Origin of the sequence: Rheinheimera hassiensis (genome assembly GCF_022436675.1) — a bacterium.
In the GTDB taxonomy this organism is placed as follows: Bacteria; Pseudomonadota; Gammaproteobacteria; order Enterobacterales; family Alteromonadaceae; genus Alishewanella; species Alishewanella hassiensis.
Genome location: NZ_JAKUJZ010000004.1, coordinates 437,579 through 460,542 on the forward strand (window position 1 = coordinate 437,579; position 22,964 = coordinate 460,542).

The following is a 22,964-nucleotide window of genomic DNA, read 5'->3' on the forward strand; positions in this document are numbered from 1 at the left end:
GGTATGTTTTGGCCTACAGCACTGATGTTAACACTTTCAGCTGATTTTTTTACATGTTACAGTTCCGCCATTTTACAGAGGGAAGGTTGTCACCTGTGATACGGAATTTTAAGTTGCTCGGGCATGGTATTTATCTGCCCAAACATGTTGTCAGCTCGTTGTCGCTTGATCAAAAAAATGGGCTTGCCAGCGGCACAGTAGAAGCCCGTACCGGAGTGCAACAACGTTACTATGCCCGGCACGAAACCGCATCTGAAATGGCAAAACAGGCTATTCTGGCCGCATTGCATCAGGCTGATGTTGCCCTTGCGGACATCGATTGCCTGATTGCCGCCAGCGGCACGATGGAGCAGGCTATTCCGTGTAACGCGGCGAAAGTTTTGGCACAATTTACGCCGTCACTAAGCTTCCCTGCCTTTGACATAAACATGACATGTTTAAGTGGCCTGATGGCGATGGATCTGGCCGCAAACATGCTGCAGGGTGGGCAGTATAAACGTATTTTGATTGTGTCCAGCGAAGTAGCGTCTGTTGGGCTGGATTGGACAAACCCGGCAATTGGCGGGCTGTTTGGTGACGGTGCTGTCGCACTGATAGTCGGTGTTGATGACTCTGAAGCCAGAGTGGATGCCTCTTTGTTCCGCACCTATCCTCAGGGTGTTGCGCACTGTGAAATTCAAGGTGGCGGCAGCCTGAATCATCCTTCTAACATAGCCGGTGATTACGCGCCTTATGGTATGTTCCGTATGAACGGCAAGGAGTTATACCGGTTGACCGCAAAAGTTATAATGCCTTTTTGCACCGAGTTGTTAGCCAAAGCAAGAATAACGATGGATGCCATCGACTGGGTGGTGCCACACCAGGCCAGCGGGTTAGCATTACAGCATTTAGTTCGCCAACTGGGATTATGCCCCACTAAAGTGATTAATATGCTGCAGCAGCGTGGCAACCAGATTGCCGTATCGCTGCCGGCGGCTTTGCATGAATTACTAACAACCAAGCCGGTAAAGCCCGGTGATAAAGTATTGCTGATTGGCACGTCAGCAGGCTTAAGCCTTGGGGCTATGGTGATGACGCTGTGAGCATTGAATTATTAAAAGTTGGCCATTGTTTTCACCCGGAGGCCATTGTTACCCGTGGCGGCAGCTGGCGGGCGCAACAGTTTCCGGCCATAGTGGCGCTGTTAAAGCACCCGCAGCAGGGTTATATGCTGTTTGATACCGGTTATGCCAAACATTTTATACAGGCTACCGCCCCCTTTCCGCAGCGGTTGTATCGCTGGGTTACGCCAATGCATTTGTGCGACAAAGAAAACTTGTTACAGCAATTGGCCCAGCGTGGCATAGCGCCTGATGATATAAAGCATATTTTTATTTCACACTTCCATGCTGATCATATTGCCGGTTTGCTGGATTTCCCGCGGGCGCGCTATATCTGCTCCAGAGTGGCTTTGCAGTCGATTTTGCAGCGCAGCGGCATACGAGGCTTATTAAAAGGCTATTTACCGGCCTTGTTGCCCTCTGATTTCTCAGAGCGTGTCAGTTTTATTGAAGATTGTCTGGCGCGGCCGCTTGCAGCAGATCTGGCACCCTTTGGCGCCGGATATGACGTATTTGGCGATGGCGCCTATATCGCCGTTGAACTGCCGGGCCACGCCTATGGTCACTATGGTTTATTGTGTAATCAGCTGCAAAGCACGTTTTTTCTGATCGGTGATGCCTGTTGGACACAGCAGGCACTTATTGCAGCCACTAAGCCGCATCCGCTGGCCAGCATTATTCTTAGCGATAAAACGCAGTATTACACCACCATTGATAAACTTGCTCAGCTGTATGGTGTAAACCAGCAACTGCGTATTATTCCTGCCCATTGCCAGAGTAGCTATGATCAGTTCCTTTGTACGCAGCGTTAAGCAGCTGGGCTATTTTTTATACGGTTATGCCAATGGCTGGCGCAGCGCGCGTTACAGTCATGTTGCCCTGGCCAGGTTGCAGCAACAACGTTTTCGGCGGCTGAAGCTACGGGTGTTACGACACAGCCCGTTTTATGCTGCACTTGGTGATCAGCCGCTGCAGGCTTTTCCGGTAATGGATAAAGCGGCTTTTCTGGCTAACTTTAATGACATTAATACCTGTGGCCTTAGCTTAGCGGCGTGTCAGGCACATGCATTGCAGGCAGAGCAGCAACGTGATTTTACCCCTTTGCTCAATGGGGTTGCGGTTGGCTTGTCATCTGGCACAAGCGGGCGCCGTGGCGTGTTTCTTACCCGGCCACAAGAGCAAGCTGAATGGGCCGGTTATATTATCGCTAAAAACCTGCCACTAACGTTACGGCGCCAACGTGTTGCGCTGCTATTGCGGTCTAACAATGCGCTGTATGAAGCATCAGACGGCATATTGCTAAGCTTTCGCTTTTTTGATCTGACATTGCCAGTTGCTGAATGGCAGGCGCAACTGGCCGCATTTCAGCCCGACATTGTTATTGCGCCGGCGCAGGTACTGGGTGTTATTGCTGCAGCAGCGCTTAACATTACGCCGACGAAAATTATCTCGGTAGCCGAAGTGTTAGAACCAGATGTCCGTCAGCGTATAGAGCAACAATTTAGCTGTAGGGTAAATGAAATTTATCAATGCACAGAAGGCTATCTGGCGTCGACATGCCGCTTTGGCCGCCTGCATTTGAATGAAGATATTGTCATTATTGAAAAACACTGGACCGATAAAGCCAGTGGCCGGTTTTCACCCGTTATCACCGATTTACGCCGCCGTACTTTGCCGTTAGTGCGGTTTAAGCTGGATGATATTTTGCAACTGGACCCAAGCCCCTGCCCATGTGGTTCTGCGCTAACTGCGCTGAAAAAAATTGAAGGCCGTTGTGATGACAGCCTGTGGTTTTTAACGCACTCAGGGCATTGGCAACCGGTGTTTCCGGATGTCGTGCGCCGGGCGATGATGTTATGTAGTGAGGTGGTATCTGATTACCGGATACAACAACATGGCAGCAAGCTACGGGTATTTCTGCAAACCACGCAAGCAGATATCGCGCAGCGGTCTGTCGAGGGCGCTTTGCAAGACTTAGCGCAGTCTCAGCAGTTAACGCTGCCACAGTTAGAGTTTACGCTGCAGATTACTGAATCGTTAAGCGAAAAATGCCGTCGGGTAGCGTGCTTGCATAAACCGGTGTTACAACCGTCTGAATATAGGGAAAGCACGTATGACTAATATACTGGTAACGGGCGCGTCTGGTTTTGTCGGCGGTGCCTTTATGCGTCGCTTTGGCCAGCGTGACGATCTGTGCCTGCATGGTGTTGCCAGGCGTTATATGCCTTGGCCAAACTATACCCAACTGGATTTAAGCCATGACATTAGGCTGGATTTTCGCCCGGATGTGGTGATCCATGCCGCCGCGCATGTGTCGCCGTGGGGTACTGCTGCGCAGTATCAACAGCAAAATATTAACGCTACAGAGAATGTCATTCGGTTTTGTCAGCAACATGGCTTACCTAAATTGGTATATTTGTCTTCCAGCTCGGTATTTTACCGCGACGAACCGCAATTTAACTTAACGGAAGACAGTGCAATAGGGCCTGAGTTTATCAATGCTTACTCGGCCAGCAAATATGCCGCAGAACTTTGTATTAAGCGCTATGAAGGCAGCAGTGTTATTCTGCGGCCCCGCGCTATTTTTGGCCCCGGCGACACGGTGTTGTTTCCGCGTATCCTTGCTGCCGCGAAAAAAGGCCGCTTGCCGCTGTTTGACAGTTCAGGCCCGGCAGCCATTGGTGATTTGATCTATATCGATACACTGTGCGATTACATACTCAGTGCTGCCTTGCGGCCGGATATTACCGGCGCATACAACCTGACCAATGCCGAACCGGTAGAGTTTCAGTCTTTGTTGCTAACAGTACTGCACAGGTTAGGTATGCCAGCGCCGAAGCGACGAATTAACGTGAATACTGCCATGCGTTTGGCCGCCGTGCTGGAATGGCTGTATCACACGTTGCGGATAAAAAAAGAGCCGCCACTAACCAGGTATGGTGTAAGCGTGCTTACGCATAGTAAAACCTTTGATGTCAGCCGGATGCTGGCAGATTTTGGGCCGCCGTCAGTATCTGTTGCTGAAGGTATAGAACACTTTATCCGCTGGCAGCTGCAACATGGTTAGTATCGTTTTTGCCGTGTTGTACGGTATGCTGGCTGCAGCTAAAGCTTATTTTGCCAGGCGTTTTATCCGTCATTTTGTCGCCCGGTCTTATCAGGGCGGTTTGCATGACGTGGCGGTACTACAGCCGATATTAAGTGGCGATCCCCTGCTGGAGCAAACATTACGCACCAGCCTCAGGCTGTTACCTCAAGCCCATTTTTACTGGTTAACAGACACTGCTGATGCTCAGGCTCAAACCATTACTGTGGCGTTAAAGCAACAACACCCTGTGCTGAATATTCATCTGTTGCAGTATGAGCAGGCTCCGGCAGGTATTAACCCTAAAATGTTTAAACTGGCGGCGGTATTGCCGCTGTGTCAGCAACCGTATTTACTGGTACTGGATGATGACACCTCTATTACTAGCAACAGTTTGCGCGCTATGCTGGGTGAGTTGGACCAGCACACTATTGCTACCGGCCTGCCTTATTATCATCATGGCAATACAGGTTACTCGGCGTTATTAGCCAGTTTTGTCAATAACAATGCCGCTACCACTTATCTGGCAACGCTGCCCTTTATGGCGCCGGTAACCATTAATGGTATGTGTTATGCCATAAAGCGGGATACTTTGCTGGCTCTGGGTGGTTTTGCCCCGGTGCTGCACCACCTTACCGATGACTTAGCGGTAGCTGAGCTGGTGCTGGCAGGTGGTGGCAGTATTGCGCAGTTGCCGCAACAACAACAGATTCAAACACATCTGGCCACTGCCCGTGCTTACTGGCAACAAATGCATCGCTGGTATCTGTTTGCAAAGCTGCTTTTTGCCCGCAAACCCCGGCACATACAGGCGATAATGGCACTGCTATATGGCTTGCCGCCCTTATTGTGTTGGCTAATGTTGCTGGCGTTGCTATGGCAGCCTTCACTGGCAGCATTGTTAACCTGTGCAGGTGCGTTAACGTTAAAACTATGGCTAACCAGGCAGCTGAATGGTGCCGTGCCCGGGCAGCAGGCTGGCTCAGTGCTTTTGGCGTTGCTGTCAGAATACTTGCAGTTATTGCATGTGGTTCATGCGCTGTGTAGTAAGCGTATCCGTTGGCGCAGCAGATATTACCGGGTATATGCCAGTGACAAGTTTGAGCCGCTAAAACCATGACGCTGGGAGTGGTGTTTCTCACGGGGCAAAGTGACAAACATAGTTGCGCGTTAAGCCCGCTGCAACAGGCGTTTATGCAGCAATTGCTGGTTAACGGCGTGCAGGCCATGCCACTTAACTTTCCGTATGACGGCACACTTTTGCCGTACCGGCAGGCAAACCTGTTTAACGCCAGCCTGGCTAATGGTCAGCTATACCTGAACTCGCGGCGCAGTGAGTTTAAATCGCAATATCATCAAGCGGTAGCTACCGAGTTGTCCCGCTATAGTAAAACTTTAGTACTGGCAGGTAGTTGTGGCCTGGAGCTGCTAAATAACGTGCAACTGGATACCAGCTTTAGCAAGCGGTTGCATATTTTAGCCTATGGCCCGGTTGCCAGATCCCGCCCGGTGTTTAACTGTACGCTGGTGCAGGGGCGGCAGGATTGGCTGTCGCGCTGGTTTTTTCCCACAGTAGATATTCGTATCGACAGTGGCCACATGGCCTATCTGGAATCAAAGCAACTGCTGGCCATTGCGCAGTCGCTAATAACGCAGTTGCTGGAAGCCACACCTGATGCTGATTAACCGCATAGATTTATTAGCGCCGCCATTCAAAGGCCATTTGCACCCCATACTTGCAATGGGGCGACAGCTACAGCAAGCCGGTTACCATGTGCGGGTTATTTCATCATCACTGGCACAGGCTGATATCCACGCTGCAGGGCTGGTTGCGGTTATTTTACGCAGTGTTGATGATACAAAACTTATGCGGGTGGTTAACCCGCCTTATGCTGTCGGGCACTCTCCGCGCAGGTTAAAAGCGCAGTTTCATCAGGTACTAACGTTTTTTCAGCATCTAACGGCTGAGCTGGATACGTTATATCAGGCTGATAAGGTTGATTTGCTTATCGCCGATTTTACGTTAGCGCCAGCTGGCATTGTGGCCCGGCGCCATGGTCTGCGTTGGTGGACCAGCTGCCCATCGCCTTGTGCGTTAGAGGTAGCCAATGGTCCGCCAGCGTACTTTGGCGGTGTAATGCCTGCCACTAAACACTGGCATAACGTCTGGCATAAAGCAGGCTGGATGCTAATGCGGCTGTTTAAGCGCAGCGTGTTTTACTGGTATCGCCATGCAATCCGGGCTATGGGGTTGCCACAGCTGTACCGCAGAGATGGTAGTGAAGCCATATACTCGGCAGAAAAAATTCTTTGCCTGGGGTATCAGTCATTAGAGTTTGCCACACGTTGGCCGGCAGCTGTGCAGTTTGTCGGGCCTATGCTGTACACACCAGCAACGGCTGTTACGCCACCACAGTTTGTACCGGGTAAACAACACGTATTGGTTACCTTGGGCACGCATTTGCAATGGCACAAAGACGCTATGTGGCAAAGTATTCAGCAGGTCGCGGTACAATTTCCACAGCTGCAGTTCCATTTTACTGACGGTGTCGAGCAGGTTTCTGCTTTTGCCGGAAATGCCAATGTGCAGCGCTATTCCTACATTAACTATGCCGCGCAATTGCATCGTTATGCGGTTGTGATCCACCATGGCGGCGCCGGTATTATGTACCATTGTTTGCGTCAGCGTATCCCGGCGCTGGTTTATCCGCTGGATTATGATCAGTTTGATCATGCGGCCCGTTTGTCTTATCACGGCCTGGCTATTTGGCTGCAGCAATTGTCACAGTTGCCAGAAGCATTGCATCAGTTGTTGCAAAGCAATACCCCGCATCAGATTGACCATTTTATGCAGGAGGCGGTTTCAGACACAGTAGATTTGGTATCCGTTGTCCGGCAGTTATCGGATAAGCCAATGGATAATAAAGCGAAAAATTGCCAGCTAATATAGCCAAAGCACAAAATGAACGCTACCTTAGTGCTGTTAATATTGTATCTTAGTACAACGGTAACCTTCTGGTAGTGACAATGAGCGGTACCTTTTTCTTCGGCGAATGGCAGGTTGAACCTGCAGCCAATACTTTACGGCGCGGTAAACAGCTAAATCAGCTTGAGCCCAAAGCAATGGATGTACTGCTTTTGCTGTGTCAGCATAGCGGTGAGGTGCTTAGCAGTGACGATATTGTCAGCCAGTGCTGGCCCGGTACCGAAACCGGCGATAACCCATTGCATAAAACCATTACCCAGCTGCGTAAAGCGCTGGGCGATAGTGCTACTGCACCACAATACATAGAAACTATCCGTAAACGCGGCTACCGCACAGTGGCAGAAGTGCGCTTTCCGCTGGGGCAGGAGCAAAGTGCCCAGCAACAAAGCTGGCAGGGCGGTTCGCCATTTCCGGGGTTACAAGCTTACGACGCGCGCTATGCCAAAGTGTTTTTTGGCCGTGGCGCACAAATTGATACCTTATTGCAGCGTATCTCGCAGCAGGTGCAATATGGCCGGGCATTTTGTTTGCTACTTGGGCCAAGCGGCAGTGGCAAATCGTCGTTAATTAATGCCGGTGTTATGCCAAACCTGATGCAAAGCGGCGGTTATAACGGTATTCAGGTAATGGACTGCACCAGCCTGGATTTAGCCGACGTAGCACAGCAACAGCTGTTTAGCAGCCTGGCCAGCGCATTGCTGGATTGGGAGCATGCCGGTACGCCGGTATTTGCCGGCGACAGCGCCGATAGCCTGGCGCAGCGGCTGCAACAAAGCCCGCAGCAGGTAGTGCAGCAGTGTCAGGCCGTACTGGCACAGCAAAAACAAATCCGCCAGCGCTTTGCGCTGTTTGTCGACCGGCTTGAAGTGTTGTTGTCGTCACCCTTGTTTAGCGCTGATGAACGTCAGGCTTTTGTCGATTTACTTGAACTGTTTGCTAACTCGGCAGCGGTGCTGGTATTAAGTGCCTGTCGTAATGAGTTTTATCCTTCGTTGGTGGCTTACCCCAGTTTAATGGCGGGCAAAGGCCGTGGCGCACATTTTGACTTAGCTCCTCCCGGGCGTGCCGAGCTGTTGCAGATGATCCGCTTACCGGCGCTGGCAGCAAATTTAAGCTGGGACACTGACCCCGTTACTGCTTTACCGCTGGACGAAATGCTCTGCAGTGAAGCAGCCAGTAACCCCGATGCTCTGCCGATGCTGCAATACACACTGCAGGAATTGTATTTACAGCGCAGCAAAGATAACCGCTTGCTGGTGTCGGTATATCAGGCGCTTGGTGGCATTGAAGGTGCTATTGGTAAAAATGCTGAACAAGCAATAAAGGGGTTAACCGGTGCGCAAAAAGCCAGCTTGCCAAAGGTGCTATCGTTACTGGTAACCCTGCGCGAAGATGAGCAAACCATCACCAGCCGCAGTAGCCGGGCCGGGCAGTTGCAAACAGATGATGAGCGGGTGCTGGTGCAAACCATGGTAGAGCACCGGCTGTTTGTGTCGCATCTGCAAAATGGTGAACCCTGTTTTAGCATAGCGCATGAGGCACTGCTGCGGCGCTGGCCAAGGGCTACCGCCTGGATAACCGAGCATCACGACAGCTTAAGCGTAAAAAGCCGCCTGCATCATTTAACCAACCGCTGGCAGGTCGAAGACAAAAACAGCGCTTATCTGCTGGCCGAAGGTAAACCGCTGCAAGAAGCCTTGCTGTTAACTGGAAATAGTTTGTTTCAGCTTGATACCGAAGAAACCGAGCTTATTCAGGCATCAGCCAAAAAGGCCCGCGTACTGCGTTGGGGCAGGCGTATGACAGTAGCCTTATTATGCGTACTAACATTTACCGCCGTTCTTATGAGTGTTAAAAGCTTTAAGGCAGAGCAGCAAGCCCAGCAAAAGCGGCTGGCTGCCGAAAACCTGCTGGGTTTTATGGTAGGCGAGTTCGCCGATAAACTACGCAGCATAGGCCGGATGGACTTACTCGACGGTATCAGCAATAAAGCATTGGAGTATTTTAGTGATTTCTCTTCCGCCAACGATCATCTAACTGCCGAAGCCCGCTTTAAACATGGCCAAACGCTGGAAGCGATGGGCGAAGTAGCCTATTCGCGTGGAAAAATAGATGAAGCCGTGGCGGCATTGCAAGCAGCCAGAGTTAAACTGCTTTCGGTGTTAGCTGAGCAACCCGATAATTTAGAGTTATTAAAAACCTTAGGTGCCAATGCTTTCTGGCTGGCGCAAATTCAATATGATGCCAGTAACTGGCAGGCGGCGAAGCCAGAGTTTGAGCTGTACTACCAATACAGCGAGCGGATGTATGAATTAGCACCAGACGATTTAGACGCCATTATGGAGCTGTCTTATGCTACCAACTCACTGGGCTCGCTGGCGATGGAGCTGCAGCAGTTTGATATTGCCAGAAACTACTTTGAAGAATCTTTGCTTAAAAAACTACAAGCTAAATCTAAACAGCCAGAGAATCTTCGGTTTTTGGCAGACATAGCCAATGCACGCTCTTGGTTAGCAAGTGCTGCGCAGGCGCAAGGCGATATTTCAACAGCTGTGTCAATTCATCAGCAACTACAACGCGACCTGAGGAATACAGGAAGAACTTTGGAACCTTATTTACTGGATATTCAGGCTAGTAGCTATCAAATACTAGCAAATTTATTAGGTTATCAAGGAAAGATAGCGGAAGCTCAAGCAAATGCAGAACTTGGCTTTGTAGCAATATCTAAAGCGTTAGAGCAAGATCCAGAGAATAGTATTTGGCAGAGGATTAAATACTATTATTATTTTCAGTCTCTAAAATTTTCAAGTGAGATGGATGCCGAACAGATAGAAAAAAATATTAGACAGCAGGATATGATGCTTAATAGTGATAAGTTTGCTTGGCCAGAGGATAGTATTAAGGATATAAAAGGTAAGCAGTGGCTAGCTGCGGCTACGCTTTTAAATGACTTAGAGGAGTTTACTCAAAGCAAACGATACGCTGAACTTGCTCAAGGTGTTTACAGCGAGCTTGTAGATCAATATTCTGAGAATCAAGACTATATGGCGTTTTTGTCAGACAGTCAGCTAGTGCGGGCTAACGCTTTGGCTGCTTCCAATCAGAACGAGGCGGCTATTGAACTGTGTCGACAGATACAGTCCCGTTTATCGGCTATAGTGAAAAATAACAAAGATCCTCAATATAGCATTACTTATGTAAAAGCTCTGGATTGCCTCGGTGAGCTTGAAACACAGCCTGCACTTATTGATATACTGCAGAAAAACGAAATATTAGATATCAGATTTTAACCACAGCTATAAGGGAATACATAATGTTAGATACAAACGGTACCGCTACATTTTTTAACGTGACGGTTATGCTGGAAAATGGTGAACCGGTATTTAGTTATACCGATGTTGATGGTAATCCTGCCACTGGAGATGTGCAAATTACTGAGGCAGGTACTATTACCTACCAACTAATTGATCGCACCGGGCAGGGTTTAAAGTTTGTTGGTGCAGCCTTTGTAACTCCTTTTGATGGTATTGTTGATGCTGTAACCCTAAGTGCTGATGGTGAGCTACTGCAAATTATTGATTTGGATAAAACCATTGGAAGCACGAAGTTTCAGTTTGTATTAAGTAATAGCACCAACACCTTGATGGTATTAAGTCCTGACCCAGAAGTCATTAATCGCCCCAAATAATGAGTTATTTGTAGATAAGTAAAGTTGATTTCTTAATAAGCCAAGCCCCGCAAGGGGATTTTTAGTCTTTTAAAATCAATGGATTAAATCAGAAGGTTGTCAGAAGGTTGTTTATATAGCTAAAGGTTAAAGTTTGCTGCAGATAAGCCAACTGTAGCGAGATACCCTGATGACAAATTCCAACCGCAAAAATGATCTTCTGCCTTTAGCGCTTAATGATGACAGCTTATGGTCTGATGATGGCTGCAAAGATTTGTCGCCAGGAATGGAAGTGGGCAGTTTTATTCAGTACCTGGCGGAAGCTGTGTTGGTGGTTAGCCCGGACGGTGTAATCGAGTGTGCCAACGCCAAGGCCGCGTTATTACTTAACTGCGTAGATAAACCGCTGATTGGCCAGCAATGGCCGGAATTTTTAACGGGCCGCTGCCAGCAGCAGTATCAGGGCCTGGTAAAAATGGTAGCCAAACGGGTATTGTCGCTACAGGCTGGCCCTACTGAAATGGCGCTGCGCTGTGCCGATGGTGAGGTAAAAGATATTGAGCTGTCGGTATCGTTTTTGCCTGAACCAGAGGCGCACCTTGTGCTGGTAATGCGCGACCTTACGCGCTACAAAGCTGAATATGAAAAACTGCGCCTTCAAGCCTCAACCGATGCGTTAACCGGCCTGGCTAACCGCCGTGCCTTTGATGAGCAGTTACAACAGCAGTGGCAACAGTGCACCGCTGCCAGACGGCCATTGAGTGTGGTAATTATTGATATCGACTTCTTTAAACAGTTTAACGATCGCTACGGCCATATTCAGGGCGATGCCTGTCTGCGTAAAGTAGCCGGAGCCATAGTGCAGGCGATGCCGGTAGATGCCAAGCTGGCGGCCCGTTATGGCGGCGAGGAATTTGCGCTGATATTACCGGCTCACAATGAAATTATGGCACTGGAGGTAGCCCGTGAAGTTCAGCAGGCGGTGCGCCAGCTGCAGTTTATTGATGCAGGCTTACCTGCCACGCTAAGTGTGTCAGTAAGCCAGGGTATTGCTACAGAAATTAACGGCCAGTACCGTACCAGCATGGCACTGCTATGTGCCGCAGATACTGCCTTGTATCGCGCCAAGGCAGATGGCCGTGATTGTATTAATGCCAGTTGTTAAGCAAACACAGCAACAGTCTGGCGGCTGATGGCTGCCAGCTTACCGTCTGGTTGCCATAATTTTGCCGCAATATGATGGTAGCCATCTGCGCCGTATTCAATTTCTGCCAGATAACGCCACCAGTCGGTATTGTTAAACGGCAAGTCATGGGCAATAAATTCAATGGTCCAGGTCAGTGAACTGGCTGGCGCAGGCTGATTAAGCAGCGTCAGGCTTACCGGTGGCCAGGCATCAACCAGTGCCAGCAGTTCCAGAATGCCGGCCTGTTTGCTCTCATTGCCGGCCATACGAATATCGCCACCCAGCTCACGTACCTTGCTGGCACTAAACGGCAATTGCCCCTGCGCTATATGGTAATCAAAGTGCAGGGTAAATTCCGGTGCCGGACCTTGTTTTGGCAATACCTGTACCGGCTGTGTTGGCCACTGCGGCGCGGTGTCTGCCGCAAGCTGATGGGCCGATGGCCGCGCGGCGCCAAAGCTGGCCAGCAGCATCAGTGCAACCTGGCCATCCTGTTCAATTTCAACCTGAGCCTGAATAACCGACTTACCCTGGCGTAATATACGCCGCTGTACCCTGGCTTTACCGGCATTTAACGGTGCTACAAAAGACACAGACACTGAACGCAGCGGCATTGCCTCTGGTATCACCGGCAGTAAGTGCGCCATGGCCAGTGCTGCGCCCATACCGCCAAATACTGCCCGGCCCTGGCCCCATTGTGTTGGTACCTCAATGATAACGCTATCGGGTTTATCCGCGCCAAACTGCTGCATTACCTGAGAAAAGTGCATTTAAATACTCCGCATAAGATATAAATATTAACCCTGTCAGTGTGACAGCACAGACCAGAGCATTTTAACGCTAAGCAACATCAGCAATACACCAAATACCCGTTTTAACGTTGCTACCGGTAGTTTATGCGCCAGTTTGGCGCCAAGCGGGGCACTGATAAAACTGGCTGCCGACATTAACAGCACGCCGGGTAAATACACCAGGCCAACAGCGTAGGGCAGATCCAACCCCGGCTGGCTGTTAAGCATATAGCCTGCGGTACCGGCGATTGAAATAGGTAACCCCACTGCAGCTGAAGTGCCAATAGCTTTTTTAATATCAATGCTACGTGAGGTAAGATAGGGCACTGTTAAAGAGCCCCCACCAATAGACACTATGGCAGAAACGGCACCAATACCGGCACCAGCAGCAACCAACTCGGCCTTAGATGCGTGCTTTTCACCGCCGGAGGGTTTTTTATTGCGTAGCATGTTAATAGCGACATAGCCCATAAACAGAGCGAAAAAAATAGCCAGATACAACGAGCTTACCTGTGCTGCCAGAAATGTGGCTAAGAAGGTGCCAATAATGACACCCGGTGCCATCGTTTTCACCACCGGCCATAGCACGCCGCCTCTGGCATGGTGCGCGCGCATGCTGGAGACCGATGTCATAACAATAGCCGCCATTGAGGTACCCAGCGCCAGGTGTACCACATGCTCTGGCGCTATACCCTGTGCCAGAAAAATGCTGGTAAGCAGCGGTACCATAATGCCACCGCCACCAATGCCCAGTAACCCAGCCATAAAGCCAGCAAAACTGCCTAGTAGCAAAAAGATAAACAACCATTCGATAGACATATAAACCTTTAATTATCACTGATGTAGCTACAAGATACTGCCAACAGTTGAGCAAGAAAAGTTATTTATTCATGCAGCTTATTCTGCCATGAACTGTAGGGTTTTATTTGCAGGAAAGTATGGCTTTCATCATTTTATCCCTGTTAACATATAGGTTCTTGAAAGATGTCTTTATGCACCTCTGCAGTTTTTACACTACCGCTTATTAACTTACGGCTGTTTATCAGGCAGGGAGTACCCTATGGATAAAATTACCCTTGTTGCAGAGAGAAAACGCGGAGCTCTACTTTTGCAGGTGTTGTTAGCTTGCCTGTTGGCAAATACTGTTGGCATTTTGCTGTCAGGCCCTAAATCACCTGCTGTTTTTGGTGTGGCTGCTGTTTTGTAACTGCCGATTCTGTTAGCAAGCTGGTATCCGCAGCATGCTCAGCAAACTATAAACTGATGCAGGGTATTAGGATTTGTCAGTACCTTGGGGCTGCAAACGATAGCTGAGGGCATAGAAACAACAGACAATTTAACCTTACTGAAGCAACTGGATTGTGACACCGGACAAGGATATTTATTGTCGCGGCCACTGAAAAAAGAGCAGCTGGTAAAACTGTTAAGCGCCTCCGATCTCATATCGGTTTAGGTGGCTGTTGCAGATACTCAACTGGTTGTAGCGCGCCGCGAAAATTGAGCAAGAAAGCCTGGTAATATTAGCACTGTTAACGCTGCTAAGTTTACTAGGCTTTTTTCCATGTTACGGCCTGAAATTACAGCCAGCATTTTATATCTCTACAGCAACACCCTAAGCAGGCAGATCAATATCACCGTTTTGCTCCGGTATTTCTACCTGATTCCATTCATTGTTTTCAGTGCTCCAAGTTACCTGGTAGCCATCAACCGGCTCTGGCGGTTCTTTTTCGGTGTAACCAGCCGGGATTTTGCCACCTAACTCCATCAGCATGTAGCTGTTTCTGTCGCCGGTTGATGTTGCGTATGCTTTAAACTTTGGCATATCTTTAACTCCTAAACGTTTGGTTTCCAGCGGCCCGTTGCTGTTAGTGACGCTGTTGGTGCTGCTGATGATGAGCCAAATCGCATAAGCTGCCATTGATATGCCAAGTTACTTGGTGATCCTCCGCTGGCTCTCGCCCCCCAACAACCGCCAACGCCAGTCATTTCTATCGCTGTAACGGTGGCTCTATCAGTAAACTGAGCTGCAAAAACCCACTCGTTTGATGATGTAGCATAAATTGTAGCTCCAAGAAGTGTCTCAACAGTAGTTGATGATGTTTTCTGAGCGAAAAGATCTTGTTTTCCGTTTGCGCGACGCTCTATACCTTCAACAGTGCTAACTGCGCTGTAAAAATTATCCGGCAGCTTAATTAAAAGCCATCTGCCATCGCCAAAGTGAAGAAAATCCATCTGCTCAAACAGCGCACACAGATTACCAGAGTTATCATTTGCATTCGGATATGCTTGATATGTGTACAATGTACTGGCACCTGATTGCCTGGAATTTATCTTCATATCCAAACCATTTCCAGTCGCAGCGTGCATAAATTGTACATAGTTTCCAAGGCTGTTTGCAGGTCCGCCTGTGTTGGCTATGGTGCGGGGGATAAGTAGAGTAAACGTATATCCCACAGGGCACGCATCGCCGAACCCTGTAATGGTAAAGTTTGCTGCTCCGTGGCCTGCTAAGGTGACGAAAGGGCCTAGTTCTGGCGTTATTGGCAGGGTAAATTCGGGGCTGTTGTTGATGATTTCAGAGACGTTGATCACGCCCATAACTTTGGCACCCAGCCGCTGATTTATACCTCTGAAGGCTTTAGCCAAATGGTCATCATTTTGCGGGTCAAACACAACATCCATTTCAGCTATAGCAGCCTGAAACTCCGCAATACTATGGTTAAACCAATCAGCCCCCGGATAACTAGGGACATTATTTTCACCTGATTCAGTGAACCAGCCGGCAGTCCCAACTAATGGCTTGTTCGCTGGACGCACTGTGGCTTGTGAACCATTTTTTAACGGATGCATAGTAACTCCTGATTGAAACTAATTTAAACGCCGTTTAAAGCGGCTTTTTAAAGAAAAATACCTAACCGACGTAATCAAACTCATAATAGAAACCAGCCAATTTGTAACGCTGTAAGGTGCACTCCAGAAATCCGGCATCAGATGTTAAGAGAGGCGTTAATACATCATCCAGACACGTCATATAAGCGCCTGGTATGCCATAAACAGTAATTCTGACTATGTAACGATACTTCTGCTCCCACAGTGGGTAAGTGCATGAACGCAAGCAGTGATGTGGAAATATTTCATCCACCTCCACTGTGAAACCCAAATCAGCTGCAAGCTTTTGGATATTCCACGCCTGCAAACCGCCCTTACGGTGGTACTTTTCAACTACTGCATAACGTCGATATTCGATGCTGGAGGAAGATCCGATAGAACACTCTGGCAACCCTAAGTACTCTTCCCAGTCAGGCAGCAGTTGTGTCGTTGACTCTGGGCGCATCTCCAGTTGCAACAAATCAGCGCTGGCCTCTGCACGTTCTAACCTGGGCGCATAGCCTTGGGCATATTTATAAAGGTCTGACGATTTCGCTCGTTGCCACAAAAACCCACGTGGCATTTGAGCCAATATAGCGCTAGTCCACTGAGCTACGGAATGACCCATGTAATCACTCCTAATTCATGTAACTCTGTGTCTGTTGCTGTTACATCAGCGCTCAAATTAAGCACATAGTCACTAACGCCAAGGGTTGAGCCGATAGCTGTGCGTACGGCACTTAATAGCAAGGTAGAGCCCGGGCCCAGCGTATTGAAATAGCCTTTAATACTCGTTTGCACGCTTTGGCGTAGCTCAGGGCTGTCAGGAAATAAGGTGATGCTTAAGGCCGTGGTTTTTAGTGTCAGTGGAATATAAACAGCTTCAATGCCGCCCGGCCGTCCCACATCTGCGCCACTGGCTGGATCCTTGTGGCGATAGATATAATCAGCCATCGCGACCTGATCTACATAACCGGGTAAAATATCGGGGCGTGAATCAAATACAAAAGCATAACCAACAGTGCCCGGCCCTTGATAGCTATCAACTGCCCAGGCACGGGCAATGCCCGGCACTTCGCGACACCAGGCAACATAGTCATGCACAGCGCCGCCCATTGGCGGGTTACGTTTGCGAAACAATAAGCGCTCAAGCACTTGCGCCACCGGTTCTAAGTCGGCACCGCCAGAAATGCCGCCGCTTTGGCCATTGGGTTGAATGCCTGGCACAGTAGAAACTAAGGTTAGGCTTTCACCAGCTAACAGGTTACCCGCTGCGCCCGGAACTTCAGCCTTGACCTGTACGACTACACTGCCACCTGATGGCGCATTAGAAAGCGTGACCCGATATAGGCGGCCATCAGCATGGGTTATTACTGTGTCCACCGGAATTGCTGAACTACCGGTAAAAGTAACCGGACCTATGGCTGAACTGGCCAATTTACGGATCACGCCTTCATAGCGCGCGGTATCAATAATGGTTTGGTCTTCAGACTCCGAAGATGGGATAACCTGGCGAACAATCCAGCTTTGATAATCATACAAATCACGCAGGCTGCCACTTACCGCTGCGTTCAGGGCCTGCTCAATACCAAACTTTGGTAAAATAGTATCCAGCGAGGCTTCAATGTCGATTAAACCAGCTTCAACCAGCGCTCTTAGCGTGGGTACATTAAACGGCACTTTGTGTCTCCCATCGTCTTGATACAGTAAAAGAAATCACTTCATCATCAGGTTTAGTGATCACAACATTCAGCGCCAGAGTTTGAAACCTTGGAATAGAGCCAGTCACTTGCACGCTCTTGGCAACAACACCTTCGCCGTTGTCACGCAGCATCCAGGTCAGTGCATCTTCTGCATATTTCACAGCTTTATTGCGTACATCCGTGGTCATTTTTTCGCGGTAGAGCAACCACAATTTAGAACCCCATGGCTCTGAATAAAACGAGTCACCAGGCCAACCGCGTAAGTCATTGGAGTCATCAGGTAAGGTGTCGGAGTCATCAGCGCGGGCATCGGTAAACAACGAGATCAAAGCGAGGGTGGATATCTCGCCGATATCAGCACCCTCGATAATCAAACCTGCATTTTTCATCATGCCAAACACGATGGCGCTCATAACTAACCTACTCTGGTGTTGTGGTCGGCCGGTTTTCCGCGTCTTTGTGAACATGCCCTAAGTATGAAATGCCGTTAGCACTTAAATCAGAACCCGTTACAACATCGGCTGAGGTAATGGTTCCAGTGGCGGCAATACTAAGGTCTGTTGATATGTCACCAGTGACGTGCAGAGGGCCTTGGATTAATGTCTCTGGCGAGATAATAGTGAATGAGTTGCTGGCATCGAAAATAACGTCAGTTGCTGCAATAGTGAAGGTGTTAGTGATTTCAAAAATGACGTCTGTGGCAGTAAGGATAATCTTACCGTCTTTGGTTAAGCGGATTTTATGCCCCTCAAGATGGTATAGAAAAACATCGCCAGTTTCACCCTGTGGCCGGCACTTTTTATCCTCTACCGCAATGGCCACCAAACCCGACAATGAGCCACCCAGCGCCGCAACAATGGCTTCAGACCCTTCTGGCGGGAACGAACTAATGCCATAGTTCTGAAAGCGCTCAATGTTGTCTGCTGACTCATCAGCATGCATCTTCACCTGCAGGTTCTGGCGCTGCAGGTCTTCAACAATGCCGCTGACAACAGCCCGGGTTAACATGCCTGTAATGCGCCGCTTAATGGGTGCCAGCAGGCGGTCAATGTAGCGTTCACTTACCATTGGCCACCACCTAGTTTAGTGTCTTTTACTATTTGCGCCGGTATGTCCATTGCGTCAGGGCGCACCACACTAATTACCGCTAAACGTCCGGCGTCGTCCTCGCTGAACATAATAGATAAGATCAGCATTTCTTCATCCAGCCCAAGAATTTCGTCAATCACCGGCACAATGGTATTGATGTTCCAAAGCTTGCCCGTCTGCGGTATCCGCCAGCCTGTTACCGTGTATTCAGCCGTGTTGGATTTACCTATGCTGCGTTGGCGTTCCCACTGGCCACGCCGTGCTGCACCCTCTGCGGTAGTGATCTCTTCGTTGACAATAATCATCGGGCGATAGCGGCCAATCTCACTGTCTTTTACATCGGCTTTAATACCACCCACAGTTGACAGGGCTGCGGTATCCCAATCTTTACCATGGGCAGCACCTGCAGCTTTAACAGTGAAATTGCTAAAGCGTTGGCGCCAACTGAAACGGCCGCGCGCTGCCTTTATGTTTTCGCCCAATATCAACGAAACACCGGCCTTTTCTTTGCCGGCACGGGTGATCACCAAATTGCCAAATGTATCGCTGGTTAACAGCACGCCACGCTGTTTAGCCAGGCGTGATAACAGTTCGTGCGGGGTTTCACCTTGTTCGATTTGGATGCGCTGGAATGGCTCGCCTACGTCAGCATTTACGATCACCTTAATACCAAAGGGGTTACACACCACATCAGCAATCTGCGTCAGTGTCTGATTGTTAAACTGGCCACTGGGGTAGTCGATAGAGCAATCCACCAGGTCGGCTGTTTTGTCTCGGCCACTGACGCTAATCGTCACTGTCGTTTCGTCGTAACTTGGCACCCAATCATCCACATAACCAGTGATAACACGTTCACCGCCAATATCGACAGTGCACGCCTGGCCTTGCCGGATAGGCTCCACAAACTTCTTATACTGCTGCTCACTGCCTTGCCACTTCCATGTCAGCTCAAGGTCAAAGCTACCGGACATTGCATCCAGTGAGCGGGTTACTCCAATCTTGGTCCAGCCCTGATAAATCTGACCGCCGGCTTTTAATACAATTTCTTCCATTAGCCGATCACCTCAACCGTATCTGTTGGCAAAATAAAGGCCGGGTTCTTAAAGCCGTTGCGCAGCACTATGCTGTCGCGCCGCTCTGTATTACCCGTTTGCTGCCATGCCACCAACGCAACCGGCACACTTTCTTTGGGCCGATAAATACTTACCTGGGGTAACAGTTCTGCCCGTGCGCCAGTGTCAGCTAATACGGCTTGCCTTAAGGCCCGCATCTGTCTCCACACTGCAGAACGGTTAGACTCAACTGCAGCTTCAGCATAAAGTGCCAACTGATCCGCAATGCCGTAGCTCAGGCTTTTCAATTGCTGCCCAGTTAATATCGCGTTGCGCTCTGCGCCGGACAGGCTCTCTACCACTTCAGGTTCATCATTCAGTTTTTTCACAATCTCGGCGGCACCTAACGCAGAGCAGCTGGCTACTATGGCGCTATTTAACGTCAGGGTTTTAAATGCTTCCGCATTCTCCCGGATAGCGGCGTTTTTAGAAGGGTTGGCCTGAGTAGGTACCGAACCTGCCATACCACCGGCGCTTGATATATTGCGCGACAAACCACCTGTTGCACTCAGCTCAGCACGCATACCACTCCAGCGGTTTTGCACGTTCTGATAAACTTCCAGCGCACGAATAGGGTCTTTCACCACGCCTTTAATGTCTTCCAGCAGCCCCATGGCTTCACGGGCCAGTTCACCGGGATAAGCTAATAGCTTGCCGACAGAATCTTTAGTGCGCATAAGGCGGTCAGTCCACTGGCGCAGGTCATCAGGTAACGAGGGCAGGCCGCGTGTCAGTTCATCCAAATCATCTAAGAAGGCATCCACCATGTCGCCCATACCTTCCGGGGTGCTGATATCAAATTCATCAGCAAAGGCTGCATTGACTGCATCTTTTGTCTTTTCAGCTTCGTTTTTAACTTGGGTGGCGGTGTCTGATTTGGAGTTAGGAAACAGATTTTCACCCACTTCATACACTTCAAAATTAATGGTCGCCGTGCCATCAACCCGGTTAATTAACTTATGGCTGACCTTGCCAACCTGTACTTTGCGAATGCCAAACCATGGATGAATCAATTCACCGGGGCCGGGTTTATTTAATGCTTCAAGAATGGCCTTTAGCTGAGCTAAATAATCTGCCCCTACCACACGGCCACTAATGCGCTCCTGGGTAAGTACCTTGCCGTTGTCTTCGGTATAGCCTACTTCTTTTTTGGGGTAAGCATGGGGAATAGCCCGTCTGCCACTTTCGCCATCGGTCTCTTCAAGTAAAAATTCAACGCCCCTGAACGAGGCGGTTAAACGGTCTTCAAATGCCATTTGCAAGCCCTTTAATAATCACGTTAATTAGCACCGGTGTCGGGGTCGATAAGGATGCCGGGCGGGGTTTTTGTCGCGGTGAGCTTGGGTCTGCTGTCTGACAAATCCAGTTTGAGGTTAAGCTGTCCGGTCACACCACTGAGCATGGTAGACATATCTGTGTTTATGCTGGCTTGACCTGCAGGCTTAACCGCCACGTCCTGAATTTTTTCGTCACCGAACAAACTGGGCAACATATCGGCTAACGTGGGGGTTTTGGCGTTAGTTTTTTTGTCACCGAACAAGGTAGCTCTGGCCTGAGTTTTTTCGTCGCCAAACGCACTGGGCAACACATCGGCTAACCTGGGGGCTTTGGCCTGAGTTTTTTTATCGCCAAACACACTGGGTAACACGTCAGATAACGTGGTGGCTTTAGCCCACTTACGAAAACTCCGAAACTCGTCAACGACATCTAACAAGCCGGGGGCTTGAAAGTTGGCCATTGAGGGATCTCTTTCTGATTTACGACTAACATTGAATGGTAAATAGTCGTCAGGGTTTTCATAAATCACGCTTGCTGCATAACCTACGGTTCCCAAAGCTACCGCTGCGGATCCTACTTTACCCCATTTGCTTTTGTTGGGTTTCTTATTACCATCCATGGCATCAGTAATGTCGATACCCGCAGCGCCGCCCATACCTCCAGCGCCCATGTTAACGACATAAACAGGCATTACCCCCATATCAGCAAAGCCGCCCTGGCCACCCATGCCGCCTTTCTTCTTGCTACCAAAGTTATCGCGAGCCCATGACGCCGCATCGACAGCCTTTTTAGCTGCTACCAAACCGCCTACTACCCACAGGGCTGCTTCGCCCCATTTCAGCCAGTTCTCTATGGTTTCATCATCAACACTGTTGATAGCATCAGCGATATCTTTGATAGGTTGCGACAACCGGCTTTCGGCGAATGTATTAAACGAGGTATACAAAGACTGCACGGCATTATTAAATTCCGCTGCATTCTTCGCTGCAGCTTTTTGGGTTTCTCCGTATTCACCTGTCGATTTATTCATTCTCCTGACTAAATCTTTATTATCTATTGAATATAAAGATGCCAAACCTTCTATAGCTGTGCGGTCAAATACATCACCCAATAGCATCGGATCGTTTTTTGCTTTGTCCAAAATCTCTAGCAGCAGCTCAACCGGTTCGCGCAGCTCCTTAGTACCGGCTTTAAATACTGCGATCCCTTGCTTGTCCAAAAACTCGACTTTTGTTTTATCACTGAATGCGGCAAATACAGCTTTAATTGAAGTCAATGATTCGTTGGCATTACCTTTGGTTTTTGCGAACAACTGCACTAATGAGGCCATTTGAGTAATGGCCGCAGGGCCTTTGCCCTGGTAAGTAGCAAATAGCTGCTCTGAGATAGACGCTAAATCTTTGACGTTTACACTGCCTATAGCAAACTGGCTGTATAAATCATCAATGGTATTCATTACCTCTTTGGCGTCTGTAATGCCTTTTTCACGGAACTGTTGAAATATGGCACCAGTAGACTTAGCATCAACACCAAACGCTTGCATGAATAAACCCATATTCTCAAGGTTATCCTGCACAAACTTAAAGTCGCCGGTCTTACCCAATAGCTCATCAACAGCGGCGGCAAATTGCGTAGTATCAACGCGGATGTCTTTTTGGTTGGCCAGCTCAAGAATATTGCCTTTTAGCATGGCAACCTGTTCGTCAGTCAGCTTTGCATTTGTGCCCATGCGGGTCATTTGCTCAGAGAAGTTGCCGATATTGCGCACAGTGGCACCTGTGGCAAAGGCCGCAGCAACCCCCACGTAACGATTGCCTAAGGTGTCAATGCCGCGCCCTGCAGCTGCTGCGGAGCGTCTAACCATGGTCATTGCCGTTTCGTTTTTCTTGGCAAAGTCACTCATAGAGGCGCCGTACTGGCGGGCTTTAGCAGCAAGGTTGCCAGCAAGGTTTAAGATAATATCGGTTTTAAGTTGCTGGGCCATGGATTAACTCTCTTAACTTTCTATAGGTGCGGACAAGGCGGCGCAGTGGCATGGCACTGGATGCGCTGAACGGAATGCGGGACCCGATAGCTAACTGCAGGTCCTCGCAAATTAC

Annotated in this window: 22 protein-coding genes and 1 pseudogene; 12 read left to right on the plus strand and 11 right to left on the minus strand. The window is 49.2% G+C overall.

Features of this window, described 5'->3' with window-relative positions; genetic code table 11:
* The first annotated feature begins 95 nt into the window (after nt 1–95).
* From MJX74_RS10670 to MJX74_RS10715, 10 genes are all read left to right on the plus strand, one after another.
* A complete protein-coding gene (locus MJX74_RS10670) occupies nt 96–1,082 on the plus strand; it encodes a 3-oxoacyl-[acyl-carrier-protein] synthase III C-terminal domain-containing protein (RefSeq protein ID WP_240222835.1) in 987 nt (328 codons plus the stop codon).
* Nucleotides 1,079–1,912: an MBL fold metallo-hydrolase gene (locus MJX74_RS10675; protein ID WP_240222836.1), complete on the plus strand. Its 834-nt coding sequence runs from the start codon at nt 1,079–1,081 to the stop codon at nt 1,910–1,912. Before MJX74_RS10670 ends, MJX74_RS10675 begins: the two co-directional genes overlap by 4 nt.
* Nucleotides 1,884–3,221, plus strand: coding sequence for a F390 synthetase-related protein (locus MJX74_RS10680; RefSeq protein WP_240222837.1), 1,338 nt, complete (start codon nt 1,884–1,886; stop codon nt 3,219–3,221). The genes MJX74_RS10675 and MJX74_RS10680 overlap by 29 nt, the downstream gene beginning before the upstream one ends.
* Nucleotides 3,214–4,167, plus strand: coding sequence for an NAD-dependent epimerase/dehydratase family protein (locus tag MJX74_RS10685; protein WP_240222838.1), 954 nt, complete (start codon nt 3,214–3,216; stop codon nt 4,165–4,167). Before MJX74_RS10680 ends, MJX74_RS10685 begins: the two co-directional genes overlap by 8 nt.
* Nucleotides 4,160–5,305 carry a glycosyltransferase family 2 protein gene (locus tag MJX74_RS10690; protein ID WP_240222839.1) on the plus strand — a complete coding sequence of 382 codons (1,146 nt, stop codon included), beginning with the start codon at nt 4,160–4,162 and terminating at the stop codon, nt 5,303–5,305. The genes MJX74_RS10685 and MJX74_RS10690 overlap by 8 nt, the downstream gene beginning before the upstream one ends.
* Nucleotides 5,302–5,871 (plus strand): hypothetical protein, encoded by a 570-nt coding sequence (locus MJX74_RS10695; protein ID WP_240222840.1) that lies wholly within the window; start codon nt 5,302–5,304, stop codon nt 5,869–5,871. Before MJX74_RS10690 ends, MJX74_RS10695 begins: the two co-directional genes overlap by 4 nt.
* Entirely contained in the window at nt 5,861–7,135 is a 1,275-nt protein-coding gene (locus MJX74_RS10700; protein ID WP_240222841.1) for a glycosyltransferase, read from the plus strand. Before MJX74_RS10695 ends, MJX74_RS10700 begins: the two co-directional genes overlap by 11 nt.
* Nucleotides 7,136–7,212: 77 nt before the next feature.
* On the plus strand, nt 7,213–10,461 hold the full coding sequence (locus tag MJX74_RS10705; protein ID WP_240222842.1) for an nSTAND1 domain-containing NTPase: 3,249 nt from the start codon (nt 7,213–7,215) through the stop codon (nt 10,459–10,461).
* Nucleotides 10,462–10,484: 23 nt separating this feature from the next.
* Complete coding sequence (locus MJX74_RS10710) at nt 10,485–10,859, plus strand: DP-EP family protein (RefSeq protein ID WP_240222843.1); 375 nt, start codon at nt 10,485–10,487, stop codon at nt 10,857–10,859.
* 169 nt (nt 10,860–11,028) lie between these two features.
* Nucleotides 11,029–12,003 carry a sensor domain-containing diguanylate cyclase gene (locus MJX74_RS10715; RefSeq protein ID WP_240222844.1) on the plus strand — a complete coding sequence of 325 codons (975 nt, stop codon included), beginning with the start codon at nt 11,029–11,031 and terminating at the stop codon, nt 12,001–12,003.
* Here the strand turns inward: MJX74_RS10715 and MJX74_RS10720 are convergent.
* Both MJX74_RS10720 and MJX74_RS10725 read right to left on the minus strand, forming a co-directional pair.
* Nucleotides 12,000–12,794: an acyl-CoA thioesterase gene (locus MJX74_RS10720; RefSeq protein WP_240222845.1), complete on the minus strand. Its 795-nt coding sequence runs from the start codon at nt 12,792–12,794 to the stop codon at nt 12,000–12,002. The genes MJX74_RS10715 and MJX74_RS10720 overlap by 4 nt on opposite strands.
* Before the next feature lie 36 nt (nt 12,795–12,830).
* On the minus strand, nt 12,831–13,634 hold the full coding sequence (locus tag MJX74_RS10725) for a sulfite exporter TauE/SafE family protein (RefSeq protein WP_240222846.1): 804 nt from the start codon (nt 13,632–13,634) through the stop codon (nt 12,831–12,833).
* A gap of 241 nt (nt 13,635–13,875) precedes the next feature.
* Between MJX74_RS10725 and MJX74_RS10730 the strand changes: the two genes are divergently transcribed.
* Together MJX74_RS10730 and MJX74_RS21960 are read left to right on the plus strand one after the other, a co-directional pair.
* Nucleotides 13,876–14,022, plus strand: a complete 147-nt coding sequence (locus MJX74_RS10730; RefSeq protein ID WP_240222847.1) for a hypothetical protein — start codon at nt 13,876–13,878, stop codon at nt 14,020–14,022.
* Nucleotides 14,023–14,100: 78 nt separating this feature from the next.
* Nucleotides 14,101–14,268, plus strand: a pseudogene (locus MJX74_RS21960) (EAL domain-containing protein); the annotation flags it as partial.
* 159 nt (nt 14,269–14,427) lie between these two features.
* Here the strand turns inward: MJX74_RS21960 and MJX74_RS10735 are convergent.
* The 9 genes from MJX74_RS10735 to MJX74_RS10775 form a co-directional block, all read right to left on the minus strand.
* Nucleotides 14,428–14,637, minus strand: a complete 210-nt coding sequence (locus MJX74_RS10735; protein ID WP_240222848.1) for a hypothetical protein — start codon at nt 14,635–14,637, stop codon at nt 14,428–14,430.
* A gap of 11 nt (nt 14,638–14,648) precedes the next feature.
* The gene (locus MJX74_RS10740) at nt 14,649–15,665 is read right to left on the minus strand and encodes a hypothetical protein (protein WP_240222849.1); all 1,017 of its coding nucleotides are present in this window, start codon (nt 15,663–15,665) and stop codon (nt 14,649–14,651) included.
* A 61-nt stretch (nt 15,666–15,726) separates the two neighbouring features.
* On the minus strand, nt 15,727–16,311 hold the full coding sequence (locus MJX74_RS10745) for a YmfQ family protein (protein WP_240222850.1): 585 nt from the start codon (nt 16,309–16,311) through the stop codon (nt 15,727–15,729).
* Nucleotides 16,296–17,363 (minus strand): baseplate J/gp47 family protein, encoded by a 1,068-nt coding sequence (locus tag MJX74_RS10750; protein WP_240222851.1) that lies wholly within the window; start codon nt 17,361–17,363, stop codon nt 16,296–16,298. Before MJX74_RS10750 ends, MJX74_RS10745 begins: the two co-directional genes overlap by 16 nt.
* Nucleotides 17,353–17,799 carry a phage GP46 family protein gene (locus MJX74_RS10755; protein ID WP_240222852.1) on the minus strand — a complete coding sequence of 149 codons (447 nt, stop codon included), beginning with the start codon at nt 17,797–17,799 and terminating at the stop codon, nt 17,353–17,355. The genes MJX74_RS10750 and MJX74_RS10755 overlap by 11 nt, the downstream gene beginning before the upstream one ends.
* A gap of 7 nt (nt 17,800–17,806) precedes the next feature.
* Nucleotides 17,807–18,454, minus strand: coding sequence for a phage baseplate assembly protein V (locus tag MJX74_RS10760; protein WP_240222853.1), 648 nt, complete (start codon nt 18,452–18,454; stop codon nt 17,807–17,809).
* Nucleotides 18,448–19,527, minus strand: coding sequence for a phage baseplate assembly protein (locus MJX74_RS10765; RefSeq protein WP_240222854.1), 1,080 nt, complete (start codon nt 19,525–19,527; stop codon nt 18,448–18,450). The genes MJX74_RS10760 and MJX74_RS10765 overlap by 7 nt, the downstream gene beginning before the upstream one ends.
* Nucleotides 19,527–20,843: a DNA circularization protein gene (locus tag MJX74_RS10770; protein WP_240222855.1), complete on the minus strand. Its 1,317-nt coding sequence runs from the start codon at nt 20,841–20,843 to the stop codon at nt 19,527–19,529. The genes MJX74_RS10765 and MJX74_RS10770 overlap by 1 nt, the downstream gene beginning before the upstream one ends.
* A 23-nt stretch (nt 20,844–20,866) precedes the next feature.
* Nucleotides 20,867–22,849 carry a hypothetical protein gene (locus MJX74_RS10775; RefSeq protein ID WP_240222856.1) on the minus strand — a complete coding sequence of 661 codons (1,983 nt, stop codon included), beginning with the start codon at nt 22,847–22,849 and terminating at the stop codon, nt 20,867–20,869.
* Nucleotides 22,850–22,964: the final 115 nt, after the last annotated feature.